The sequence below is a fragment of the Prolinoborus fasciculus genome, assembly GCF_056724605.1.
In genome coordinates this window covers 17,612-29,273 of the sequence record NZ_JBWZQN010000046.1, presented here as the reverse complement: position 1 = coordinate 29,273, position 11,662 = coordinate 17,612, and the positions used below count along the sequence as shown (strand labels likewise).

11 protein-coding genes and 1 pseudogene are annotated in these 11,662 nt (G+C 39.7%); 5 read left to right on the top strand and 7 right to left on the bottom strand.

What is annotated here, in order from left to right:
• Nucleotides 1–110 (top strand): annotated as a pseudogene (locus tag AC1P5O_RS11480) (IS701 family transposase); the annotation flags it as partial.
• 21 nt (nt 111–131) lie between these two features.
• Here AC1P5O_RS11480 and AC1P5O_RS11475 read toward each other — a convergent pair.
• Complete coding sequence (locus AC1P5O_RS11475) at nt 132–698, bottom strand: FxsA family protein (RefSeq protein ID WP_004278924.1); 567 nt, start codon at nt 696–698, stop codon at nt 132–134.
• 125 nt (nt 699–823) lie between these two features.
• Here AC1P5O_RS11475 and ruvC point away from each other — a divergent pair, with 125 nt between their 5' ends.
• Nucleotides 824–1,369, top strand: coding sequence for a crossover junction endodeoxyribonuclease RuvC (gene ruvC / locus AC1P5O_RS11470; RefSeq protein ID WP_004278925.1), 546 nt, complete (start codon nt 824–826; stop codon nt 1,367–1,369).
• Between the two features lie 3 nt (nt 1,370–1,372).
• Here ruvC and AC1P5O_RS11465 read toward each other — a convergent pair whose 3' ends face one another.
• Both AC1P5O_RS11465 and AC1P5O_RS11460 read right to left on the bottom strand, forming a co-directional pair.
• Nucleotides 1,373–1,645 carry an acylphosphatase gene (locus tag AC1P5O_RS11465; protein WP_004278926.1) on the bottom strand — a complete coding sequence of 91 codons (273 nt, stop codon included), beginning with the start codon at nt 1,643–1,645 and terminating at the stop codon, nt 1,373–1,375.
• A 10-nt stretch (nt 1,646–1,655) separates the two neighbouring features.
• Entirely contained in the window at nt 1,656–3,113 is a 1,458-nt protein-coding gene (locus AC1P5O_RS11460; RefSeq protein WP_004731509.1) for a bifunctional ADP-dependent NAD(P)H-hydrate dehydratase/NAD(P)H-hydrate epimerase, read from the bottom strand.
• Between AC1P5O_RS11460 and queG the strand changes: the two genes are divergently transcribed.
• The 3 genes from queG to bioB all read left to right on the top strand — a co-directional run bounded on the left by queG (nt 3,074) and on the right by bioB (nt 5,695).
• The gene (queG, locus tag AC1P5O_RS11455) at nt 3,074–4,231 is read left to right on the top strand and encodes a tRNA epoxyqueuosine(34) reductase QueG (RefSeq protein ID WP_499006039.1); all 1,158 of its coding nucleotides are present in this window, start codon (nt 3,074–3,076) and stop codon (nt 4,229–4,231) included. The genes AC1P5O_RS11460 and queG overlap by 40 nt on opposite strands.
• A gap of 125 nt (nt 4,232–4,356) precedes the next feature.
• Nucleotides 4,357–4,560 (top strand): hypothetical protein, encoded by a 204-nt coding sequence (locus tag AC1P5O_RS11450; RefSeq protein WP_004278929.1) that lies wholly within the window; start codon nt 4,357–4,359, stop codon nt 4,558–4,560.
• A gap of 133 nt (nt 4,561–4,693) precedes the next feature.
• Nucleotides 4,694–5,695: a biotin synthase BioB gene (bioB, locus tag AC1P5O_RS11445; protein WP_004731515.1), complete on the top strand. Its 1,002-nt coding sequence runs from the start codon at nt 4,694–4,696 to the stop codon at nt 5,693–5,695.
• A gap of 7 nt (nt 5,696–5,702) precedes the next feature.
• Here bioB and AC1P5O_RS11440 read toward each other — a convergent pair whose 3' ends face one another.
• From AC1P5O_RS11440 to AC1P5O_RS11425, 4 genes are all read right to left on the bottom strand, one after another.
• Nucleotides 5,703–5,939, bottom strand: coding sequence for a hypothetical protein (locus tag AC1P5O_RS11440; RefSeq protein WP_017397818.1), 237 nt, complete (start codon nt 5,937–5,939; stop codon nt 5,703–5,705).
• A 1,374-nt stretch (nt 5,940–7,313) separates the two neighbouring features.
• Nucleotides 7,314–9,566 (bottom strand): DEAD/DEAH box helicase, encoded by a 2,253-nt coding sequence (locus AC1P5O_RS11435; protein ID WP_499006037.1) that lies wholly within the window; start codon nt 9,564–9,566, stop codon nt 7,314–7,316.
• A 79-nt stretch (nt 9,567–9,645) separates the two neighbouring features.
• Nucleotides 9,646–10,860 carry a site-specific integrase gene (locus tag AC1P5O_RS11430; RefSeq protein ID WP_348942283.1) on the bottom strand — a complete coding sequence of 405 codons (1,215 nt, stop codon included), beginning with the start codon at nt 10,858–10,860 and terminating at the stop codon, nt 9,646–9,648.
• A gap of 218 nt (nt 10,861–11,078) precedes the next feature.
• Nucleotides 11,079–11,327, bottom strand: coding sequence for a hypothetical protein (locus AC1P5O_RS11425; RefSeq protein WP_348942282.1), 249 nt, complete (start codon nt 11,325–11,327; stop codon nt 11,079–11,081).
• Nucleotides 11,328–11,662: the final 335 nt, after the last annotated feature.

Sequence of the window (11,662 nt, the reverse complement as noted above, 5' to 3'; positions counted from 1 at the left end):
AAAATGTATATCGTTGGCAGAAGAAATTATTTAGACCAATTATCAAAAACTTCATTGATGACTTTATTCTCGATAAAAATCATCTGCTACCACAGAGAGTCTATAAATAACAGTGCGTAAGTCCTAAACAATTATTTCGGATTGATATCTTTCATTTCAATTTTTTTCGCCTCAGGTCTCACTTCACGTGCTTCACCATCAATAATGGTGGAATCGCCGCGACCTGATTGCTGATTTTGCATATCCTGCATTTGACGCATCATTTCGGCAAATGGATTCTGGCCTTGTGCCCCACCCATATCGCCCATCATGCCCCCCATCATTTTTTCCATCATGAGTTGCTGACGCTTCATCATCGCTTTCATTATGGCAGCCTTAAAAACCTGCTGAACCGCTGGAATGAGCATCAATACGGCCAATACGTCGGTAATCAATCCAGGAATAAGCAGAAAGAAACCTGCCAGAATTTTAGGTAAATTTCCTGTTAATGCAGGATCTGCACTCATCTGTCCCATCTGCATTTGCTGCATTTGTGGCATTACACCGGCCGAGTATTTACGGATCAGATTCATACCAATAAAAAATGCGGCCACAAACCAGAAAAATACGTACCACATGCTCCCGACGAGGTCACCCACGCCAATCCAGACAAATACTTCTAGGATTAAGCCTGCAAGGATAATAAGAAATAATTTCATGAAAATTAATCTAATCTCAGTAAAATAAATAATAGGATGCTGGAATCAACTGCTTCATCAGGATCAAGCTTTTTTGATACGCTTATGTAACAATATGGGCATTATTCTATTTTTAAAGTGCGGGCATGTCATTAATTATTGGGATTGACCCCGGTTCTCGTTTAACCGGTTACGGAATTATCGAAAAAGACGGCTCCAAACTGACTTTTGTTGATGCCGGCACCATCAGAACAGAAACGACAGAAATGCCTGAACGTTTAAAACGCATCTTTGCCGGGGTGGAGCGTATTGTAAAATTTTATGGCCCCACTGAAGCTGCGGTCGAACAAGTCTTTATGGCACAAAATCCGGATTCTGCCTTAAAACTCGGTCAGGCTCGTGGTGCTGCTGTTGCGGCATTGGTCAATCTGGATTTGAAAGTCGCTGAATATACTGCGCGCCAGATCAAGCAGTCGGTAGTGGGTTATGGCGCTGCCGATAAAGAACAGGTGCAGATGATGGTAATGAATATTCTAAAACTCAGCATCAAACCGCAACAGGATGCCGCCGATGCTTTAGCTGCTGCTATTTGTCATGCCCACGCCTCAGGCAGTATGAGTAAAATGGCGGTATTAAATGCGTTGGGTGGTATGGCACGCGGCCGGAGTCGCGTCAGTAGCCGTCGTCGATAAGGTTTAACGCAATATTATAAAGTCTTGAGCATCTAGCTCAGATTCCAGATACTCTTGAATAACCGCTTGTACGATTGCACGAGCAGGCCCTTTCCAACTTCGTGTAATCATTTCCTGAAGTTGGGAGTCTGTTCCAGCAATAACGGCCTCCACCTCACCTGTGCTCAAGTTCTTCACATATCCTTTCAGTCCAAGCGCCTGAGCCTGCTCGGCAAACCAGTAACGGTATCCGACTCCTTGAACTTGGCCTGAAATATTCAGTTTGATGACTGGCACACTATTCTCCTTAGCGATTCACGACCTGATAAATCGCATGTTTCATATCCTGTGCCTGCAAGCCACGTTCGCCATTTTTGGCCAGTTCATCACCTGCAAGTGCATGCAGCGTCACAATTTCATGCAAATAAATTTTTTGCGCAAATTGCGCCTTTAGACTGGCAATCATGCCGGCCAGCACATCCCCCATTCCGCCAGTTCCCATACCGGCATTCCCGGCATTGCAGATGTAAAGCCTTTCTTCCAGAATCAGGCTGCCTGAACCTTTTAGCACCCACTGTCCCTGATATTTTTGTTGCAGGGCATGAATGGCTGCAATCCGATCCATTTCAACTTCCGCAGTGCTACATGCTAGCAAAGTTGCAGCTTCTCCTGGATGTGGTGTGGCATAAGTCTGGGAATTCAAAACTTGAGGCTGCTTGGCCAGAAACCATAAGGCATCCGCATCCAAAACAACCTCCAGATCAGATTGCTGAGTCAGCTCAAACCAAGCTGTATATTGTTGCTCTGACCAAGAATCACGACCTAATCCCATGCCAAAACAGACTGCATCGACCTGCTGAATCAGTGCTTGGCGTTGCTCCTGAGTTAAAAGATTGATATCACGCAGCATGATATTCGGTGCACGTGACAAAATCGCAGTATGGTGTTTTGCATCACAGACGATCGTCACTTTACCTGCTCCGGCAGCAAATGCTGCCTCTGCTGCCATGATCACTGCCCCCCCCATATCGGCATGACCACCTACAACCAAGACATGACCATAACTGCCTTTATGACCAAAGGCTTCACGCTTCGGCAATTGAATCTGATGTGATGAAAGACAAGCAATTGGTTGAAGCTCAGTATCTGTCGGGATAGCAGAAATCAGTTCGATCTTGCCCGCATATTCTTTGCCTTGTCCGGTAAACAGTCCTGCCTTAAGCCCTAAACCCGTGAAAGTGTAGTCAGCTTTAATCGCAACAGGCAAAGGCTGGCCGGTATTGGCATCCAATCCACTCGGAATATCAATTGAGATTTTTAATCCAGTTTGCTGATTGATCGTTTGAATAACATTTTGCCAGTCAAAGTCCAGCTGACGGTTCAGACCAATTCCGAATAATGCATCGATATAGACCTCACATTCAGATTGAAAATCAAAATGCGAATAAGGCTGCAAGCCAGCTTGCTGAGCTTCCTGCACAGCCGATGCTAAATCTTTGGAATTACCCAACTCAACTGCATAAATATCAACACTGAAGCCCGCCTGTTTGAGATATTTGGCCACAAGATAGCCATCGCCGGCATTATTACCCTGACCACAGCAGACAGCGATTTTTTTTATTTTTTGCTGGGAAAATAAAGTGATCAGCCGCTGACTAATCCCCCAGGCGACTTGTTGCATTAAACCGTAGGAACTATTTTGCTGTTGAAACCAGCGCTGCTCCCATGCTTGTAGATCACGGCTATGGTAAACTTGTTGCTGCATTTCTTATTCCCTGTCTTTGGTTTATGGCAACTCCCGATTCTCAAGCGCAAATTAAAGTTTATCAACAAGATCCAGCTGAGCTAAAAGCATGGATTAAAGCGCAGGCTTTAGAATTGGGTTTTTCTGATTGTGTCATTGCCAAACCGGATGCTCAAGCAGAATTAGCACGCTTACAGGAATATCTGGATCGTGGTTATCATGGTGACATGAAGTTTCTGGAAGAGAATTTGGAAAAACGTGCCAATCCCACTTTGCTAGTTCCCGGCACACGCAGCATTATCTGTGTGCGTATGGATTATCTGGTCGAGGTACCAGAACCACGTTATATCTCTTATGCACCCAACTCTGCCATTATCGCGCGTTATGCCCGTGGCCGAGATTATCACAAAACCATGCGGGGTCGCCTGAAAACTCTGGCGACAAAAATCCGGGAAAAAGTCGGAGATTTTGAATCACGCCCATTTGCCGATTCTGCGCCCATTTTTGAAAAATCGCTGGCTGAAACTGCCGGTATGGGCTGGACAGGGAAACATACCTTGCTGATTCATAAAACATCAGGCTCATTCTTTGTTTTGGGTGAACTGTTTACTTCACTCGAACTGCCCTTTGATGAACCCGCGACTAAACATTGTGGCTCCTGTACCGCCTGTATCGACATCTGTCCGACTCAAGCGATTGTCGAACCGTACATGCTGGATGCACGACGCTGTATCGCCTATCTGACGATCGAATATAAAGGCATTATTCCAGAAGATTTACGACGCGGAATTGGCAACCGTGTTTTTGGTTGTGATGACTGCCAACTGATTTGTCCCTGGAACAGTTTTGCCCAAGTCACCTCGATAGAGGATTTTCATCCGCGTCATGGTCTGGATCAGATGAGTTTACTGGATTTATGGCAATGGGATGAAGCCACCTTTTTAAGTGCGACTGAAGGCAGCCCGATGCGTCGTACAGGTTATCAAAGCTTTATGCGCAATGTCGCCATTGGTTTGGGCAATGCGCCCTTTGATGGGCAGATTATTCAGGCTCTTCAGCAACAGCGTAATCAGCATGATGAAATTGTGCAGGTACATATCGATTGGGCCGTTCAAGAACAACTGGCAAAATCCAGCTAATTTTCTCTCACTATTGAAATATATTTCAACTTTACCTAGATTCACAGTTTCACTTAAAAGCCTTACACACCCGTGTTTCAGACTATGGCATAAATAAAAATAGTCAGAAATGAAGTGGAGGAAAGATGATGTCATCAAAAAATCCAAATCAAGAACTGCTTGAGCAGCTTCAGCATGACCAGCAGAAGCAACAACAACAGCAGCCGCAACATGGCCCGATTAATTCCCCAAAAAACAATCAGCATGAACAGGATCAGCGCGTGTTTAACAAGCAGCACCGTAGTGATCTGCATGGCCAGGATATTCATGGAAATCACAGTAATAAATAATCTGGCAACTGAAAAAATAAGCTCACCTCGTGTGGGCTTTGCCATTTATATAAGGTCATATTTTGCTAGTGAAGCAAAAGCTTATTTTTATTAAGATGAACCGAATGATAAATAAGCACAGATAGGGAAAGAGATGAACAGTAGTGATGCGGTACGTAATGATTGGTCACGTGAAGAAATACAAGCTCTATATCAACAGCCTTTAATGGATTTAGTGTTCCAGGCGCAACAGGTTCATCGTGAACATTTCACTGCGAATACCGTTCAGGTGAGCACCCTGCTTTCGATTAAAACCGGTAAATGTCCTGAAGACTGTAAATACTGTTCACAATCAGCGCATTATGATTCCAAACTGGAAGCTGAAAAACGCATTGCAGTCGATAAAGTGATTCAGGAAGCCAAACAGGCGCTGGCATCAGGCAGTTCACGCTTTTGTATGGGGGCTGCATGGCGCAACCCGCATGAACGCGATATGCCTTATGTGCTGGAAATGGTACGTGAAGTTAAAGCACTCGGTCTGGAAACCTGCATGACACTGGGGATGCTAAATGGATCACAGGCTGAACGCTTGAAAGATGCAGGACTGGATTATTACAACCATAATCTGGACACTTCTCGTGAATACTATTCACATATCATCAGCACGCGTAGCTTTGATGATCGTCTGGATACTCTGGATCATGTGCGTCAAGCTGGTATGAAAGTCTGTAGTGGCGGTATTGTGGGTCTGGGCGAAAGTCGTGATGACCGGATTGGTTTGTTATATGAGCTTGCAACTCTGGTAATTCATCCTGAATCTGTGCCGATTAATATGTTAGTGCCGATTGAAGGTACACCGATGGCAGATGTAGAAAAACTGGATGTGATTGAGTGGATTCGTACCATTGCAGTAGCACGGTTGTTGATGCCTAAAAGCTATATTCGCCTTTCTGCAGGGCGTGAATCCTTAAGCGATTCGGATCAGGCTTTGGCATTTATGGCTGGTGCCAATTCTATTTTCTCTGGTGAAAAACTGCTGACGACCCCTAATACATCCCAAGGTCGAGATCAGCAACTTTTTGCAAAATTAGGTTTAGTTGCAGAACAGCCAAAACCGAGTGTTCGCAGTCTGGCTACAGATGCCATGGCAAGCTAACAACTGTTTAACTTGATGAACTTGCAGAAAAGTTATGTGCAGTAATTAAAATACCATAACGGGTATTCAGATAATCTCCGACTCGGATTTGATCTACTCCATTAGCATGATGCACCATCAGCGCTTGCGTGACTGCATCATAACTAAAGGAGTCATAACTATCTTGATGCAGGCTGAGCCAGTGCAGCGTATCTGCCAGCTTGCTGTCTACGATATAGGTATCTGCATGAAAATCTTTACTCATATGCCTGTTCATCGTGATGAAATTTCCCTTTAATTTTAACGGAAATTAGCCCATAACAAGCATAAAAAAAGTGAGCCATTGCTCACTTTTCTTGCAAAAACTTTAATCCTTATTCGTACCGCACTTACGACACTCCCTGTGTTCCCCGATCTCTTGCATTTGCTCATACTCATAAATATGCAAACAAAACAATTTTCTTAAAAGCTGAAGCATCATTGAAACTCCTGTTTAATCATTTTTTTAATACGCTTCTTAAGATATTCCGTCCTGAAACATCATGATTTTTGACTAAAAAATCATCTCATATTAATTAGCATAATTTTTTCAGTTGTAAAATGCATTTCATCTACTTTTCACTTTTTTTGCAGATATTCTTTGAACTACATCACAATTATTTCATAAATATGAACTTTTTTTTTGATTAAAGAAGATGTTTATGGAATTTAGATAACAAAAGTAATATCTGAGGGAGATGCTTTTTTATTAAGCTGGTAACGAAGAATCTTTATTGAAAGGCAAACTAGAAAAGTTCATTATCAGTGGAGGCAACCCATTTTAAGTCCTTCGAGATAAGAACGACGATCAATTAAGTGAATTGCTTACTTCAGATTTCATAATATCCAAAAACAAAAAACCCCTTACGATTAATGCACGTAAGGGGTTGTTTTATATGGTGGGCCCAGACAGACTTGAACTGTCGACCAACGGATTATGAGAGAAGACAACAAAACATAAATTAATCAATATATTCAATAACTTAAATTTAATCAAAATATAAAACCTGAATAAAATCAATAGTACCGCAAGCATTACCGCTAAGTGTAAGAAAAATAATTACTTCATATAAATATTGACGAAATTCTTCAGTAATAGGAAATGAATAAGTATAAGAAAAATAAGACCTACATCTAAGCAAAAACGTGACAAAAACCGCAAGAAGACCGCAAACTGAACTTTGACCACAAAGATAGACCACAGAAATGTAAGGTTTTATTGATAGACCACAAAGACCATTCATGTTTACTTTGCAAGGCTGATGACCGTAATACGTTTTTATCGTACCCTATCAGCCATGTTGAATTGCTGCCCAAAATTATTTCTTTACTTTAACTAACGCACCCACTGAAAATTTTACTTTAACAAAAATCCCCCCTAGGCGAATCCAACAGCGCTATATTTTTCAATCTAATTCTGAAATAACTCACCCATAAACAAAACTCCCCCCTCTTACCAGTTGCAATCATCACCGCTGTTCAAATACTTTTAATGAGTTATTTCATCAGAAGAAAATATAACGAAGAGACGATTTTAACTGGGGTTCATGTTGCAAAATAGGGGGAAGCTTATGTAACGATGTTGTACTAGGTAAGAACTTTAAGCAACAGGATCTAAATCCTCATATAAAGCAGTGAGCATTTTCTTTTGCTTACGTTCATTCTTTTCTGAATTAACTATGACACTGCCTGTATAGTTGTCGTACTCACATCCTTTGATATGTATTGTTGCAACTGTAGCCTCATCAAGTAAAGAGTATTTACTTAAGCTCACATAGTCATATCCTCCAACTCCTACACCCAGAACATTGAGATATCGTTTGGCCGCTTGCTTTCTATTTTTATCTTCAACATAAAAATATTTCGCTATATAGTTTAAAGCTTTAGTTTCAGTAACATTGATATCTCCCCTCTCATAGTCATACTGAAGACCTTGAATCAGTTTTTGCTTAATAATCGTTTTCATGGGAATGTGACTATTTTTTTGCACAGATTTAATCGACTGAATAAGTAATGACTGAGCTCTAGAAGGAGTAATTTTATGCGTACCACCCAGATTCTTTTTATGAGAGGAGACTATTTTTTTGGTCATCTCAATCACAAATAAATTGCTTGCATAGGCATTGCCTACTGCAATAACCCTTTCATATTCTTTTTTCTGCAAAATACTCTTAATGTCTGAAATGTTGGAGATATGACAAGCTAATCGTATAATGTGCGCTAAGACATTTGCCGTTTCTTTCGCATGTTTAACCTTATATTTGTAGGCTCTATTCAATAAAAAATCTTCATCGTCTTTTACCTTTTTAATCAAGTCCTCCGCACGATCTTTAATATCTTCAAAGGTCGGATCATTCGAAGAGCGTAAAAAAATATATAGTGCATCTTCGATACATTCTTGATAAGCCTTATCGGATAGTTCTTGCTGTTCATGAAAGAATAGTTCAATTTGAGAGGATGTAACTGTGCTTGCATCCTCAAAATCACGAACATTACATGAAGGTAAAAGCTGCTTGATTCGCCATTTTAGGTACTTGAATTCTTGGTAACATTTGGCACTGTCTCTACGGTACGAGTTAGCAACAAGACTCGCATAATTCCGTTGAGCCTTGCCATCGCAGACAATAAATAGTTTGCAATCAAATAAGTCTTTGAAAGTCTCATTTAACCTTTTTATCTTTTCATATATATTCATTTTTTTGATATCTTCATCGAAGCTGATACTGATATCATCGATTAATCCAGAAGTGAGTTCTGCCACTTGAGATACTCGGCTTAAATAGTTTTCCAGACTCCTTAAATGTTTTTCATGCATCTTTTGTACAGATTCTTTTCCTCTTTTAATAGGAGTATGCATCAGAATAAAACAAGGAATACTAGCCTGTCGTAATCGACCAAGAAATTGTACAACCTCTTCTGGATGTGCCTGTTTACCAACAAGAATCATTGAATCTAATTCGACTTCATCATTATTTAAATTCACAGCTTCATCCATAATTGAAGTCGTAAAAACAATGTCAATAACATTTGAAATCTTCTGTTGCTTAAACATTTTATCTACTTGAATATCTTCTTTATTTTTACTATGCACCACCAAACACTTACACTTGTACTGTGTTTCAAAGAACAAAGCTGATTTTTCACATTTTTCGCGTGAATTAAGACGAACGATAATAGTTTTCTTTCTATTATCTGCCTTATCCTTCTTTACGGCTGTTAAGCGATCAATGATAAATTGAATATAGGTATATTGGTCACCTTTCGACAAATAGCGTAATTCAATCTGCCTACTAATCGGATTACTCTGTTTAACATGAACCGTATGATTGATCTCAACTTCTAATTGACTAAATAACTCTGGTGTAAAGGTTGCTGTCAACAACAAAATACTTGGGAAACTTTTATCGTGCATTACCTTAATGATGGGCATTAACGCTTCATCACGAAATGATCCAGATGAATATAATTTATGGCATTCATCAATCACCAGAAGTGTATCTTCTAGTTTATTCTTCGGAAGCAATTCTCGTATTTTTTCAAATTTATCATAGGTCGCTACAATGACTCCTTTGAACTTTTCCAGCGAGTTATTCGGAGAATAATCTGCGTAGAAAAATTTATATTTTTGGCCATGTTTACTCTCTGAATAAGCATTCTGGAGTTCTTGTACTTTTGCTTGAGTTGGTACAATCATAAGAATCGTCTTATATTGTTTACTTAAGTCCTCCATCGTGAATGTGGTTTTTCCTACTCCTGTTGGAGCAATCAAAAGTGTAGTTACATCTCGATCAATTTCGAGCTCAAGTGAGCTTAAATATTGTCCTGATTCTAAGTTATAGCAAATTTCTGACATGAGTTATCCTTAGGACATACCGACCAAGGTATGTCCTTTATGTAAAAAGAAAGAATGAGTGAAGGAATAAACGTGTTTGTTATAGCAGTGCTTTGGGACGGGCTTTATCTATATGCATAGACAGTTTTTCGGATGCTTCGCGCAAAGTATCCTGTCGCATATGTGCATAGCGCTGGGTGGTTAAGGGAGATGCATGACCTAACAGATGTTGGACTAGGTAAATATCATAACCACTATTTACGGCCATACTGGCAAAGTTGTGCCGCAAATCATGAATACGGAATTTTTCAATATTTGCAGCCTTCAAAATAGCGTCAAAGCATTTACGAATATCGTTGAATGGCTTTCCAGAGACTGGATTGGCAAAAACATAATCATATTTACGTGACATAGTGCGAATGATTTGCTGCGTTTTCGTATTTAGCTGAATAATTCGTGGTTTCCCAGATTTATTTTCATTCAGTTTCCATAGTCCTTTTGGTAAGTCCAGATCAGTCCATTTAAGGTTTAACACCTCTCCTTTCCTAGCACCCGTGAGTAGCAGCATTTCAACAATACTGACAATAATCTGATTCTTGATACCATACTTATGATAGTTTTCCAGAACATCCAGTAAACGTTCTAACTCATCATCACTTAAGTATCGTTCAATCTGATTTTGCTCCGTATACTTTTTCACCCGTAGCATTGGATTGGTGTCAATTAACTCCCGTTCAAAAGCTAAACTAAAAATACTACTCATTAAAGCTCGCGTACGGTTAACTGTTGCATTGGCACGCTCTTTATTTTTGACAGCCAGTAGTACATCTGAAAGCACAGCAGTAGAAATTGAATTAATGAGCTCTGATCCGATAGAGTCCTGTAAATGATTCCGAAATCTTGATTCGTCATCTTTCCAAGATTTTTTATTTTGTTTTGCTAAAGGTAAATAAGTTTGTAGCATGAAGTCTGTCAAAGTAGGGATTGAAGCTATACGCTCTTTCTCAGCACATGGATTAATCCCTTTGGCCAACAATCGCTGATAACCATTAGCCACCTCGATAGCTTCATCCAATGACATTATTGGATATTTACCTACCTTTAATGATTTTTTCACACCATCAAAATTAAAACGAAACAAAAATGTTTTACTCTGGGTAGAAACAATCACTCTTAAGCCTTTACATCCCTCTACCGAATATTCATGTTTTGATTTATCCAATGGCAATGTGTAAGCATCCATGGATAGACCTTGTAGAGAATGATGAAAATTCTGTGAGTTTTTTAGGGTATGACGATTAACCTTAATATTCATATCTTTACTCCTTTGTCTGAATAGAGAGTTGATTTAAAACCTTTTCTAAATCAAATAAATAATATCTACGTCATTTCGAATTAAACGCAGATTCAGTAACTCATTGAGTGACGTTAGTTCAGAATAAATTTTTAAAGAATATATGCTCCCAGTCTTGAAAGCCGGACGCATAATCACGGCTGTTCAAAATGGACTATGTGTAGATCAGCTATAAAGCATCAAAAATCTGTAGGAACCTGATGCGTGAGAAAATCTTCCTCTTCCTCTTCCTCTTCTTCCTCATACTCATCGTCGAGTCCCAGAAGAAATTTTTTCCGATGACTCAAAAAATGAATGCGGACATTTCTTTCCTCCTCTACGTCGTAGGTAGATGGGGAATGACCAGCCTCATATAACAGTTCATTTATTTGATCAACAGTTAGTTCAGGTTTGTCTCGATGTGGTGTAAGTACATTTAACTTGTTCATTGAAATTCCCGTAATGGTTGTTTGGAACAAGTACAGTCTATCAATCAATCACTTATTTCAAAAAACGTTTTGCAGATTGTTATTTAATTACAATTATTATTTTATTATCAACAATATAAGATATATAATTACTTATTATTTATAGCTATATTTATTCTTATGGCAATTCCAAAGCATGTCTTCAATATTTTGAATCAGAATATTGACCTAGTATTCAGCAATCGATTAACAGCAAAACATTTAATCGAACTTGCAATCCCGTGTCAGGCTCATGGCGATGATATTCTTTCGATTAATCAGTGCTTAAACCCATATTGCGGAAAACGCATTAAAAA

Excerpts from the sequence above, each read along its gene's own strand:
- AC1P5O_RS11475 (WP_004278924.1), bottom strand. The coding sequence starts at position 698 with ATGAAATTATTTCTTATTATCCTTGCAGGCTTAATCCTAGAAGTATTT.
- ruvC (WP_004278925.1), top strand. The coding sequence starts at position 824 with ATGTCATTAATTATTGGGATTGACCCCGGTTCTCGTTTAACCGGTTAC.
- queG (WP_499006039.1), top strand. The coding sequence starts at position 3,074 with ATGCTTGTAGATCACGGCTATGGTAAACTTGTTGCTGCATTTCTTATT.
- AC1P5O_RS11460 (WP_004731509.1), bottom strand. The coding sequence starts at position 3,113 with ATGCAGCAACAAGTTTACCATAGCCGTGATCTACAAGCATGGGAGCAG.
- AC1P5O_RS11450 (WP_004278929.1), top strand. The coding sequence starts at position 4,357 with ATGATGTCATCAAAAAATCCAAATCAAGAACTGCTTGAGCAGCTTCAG.
- bioB (WP_004731515.1), top strand. The coding sequence starts at position 4,694 with ATGAACAGTAGTGATGCGGTACGTAATGATTGGTCACGTGAAGAAATA.
- AC1P5O_RS11440 (WP_017397818.1), bottom strand. The coding sequence starts at position 5,939 with ATGAGTAAAGATTTTCATGCAGATACCTATATCGTAGACAGCAAGCTG.
- AC1P5O_RS11435 (WP_499006037.1), bottom strand. The coding sequence starts at position 9,566 with ATGTCAGAAATTTGCTATAACTTAGAATCAGGACAATATTTAAGCTCA.
- AC1P5O_RS11430 (WP_348942283.1), bottom strand. The coding sequence starts at position 10,860 with ATGAATATTAAGGTTAATCGTCATACCCTAAAAAACTCACAGAATTTT.
- AC1P5O_RS11425 (WP_348942282.1), bottom strand. The coding sequence starts at position 11,327 with ATGAACAAGTTAAATGTACTTACACCACATCGAGACAAACCTGAACTA.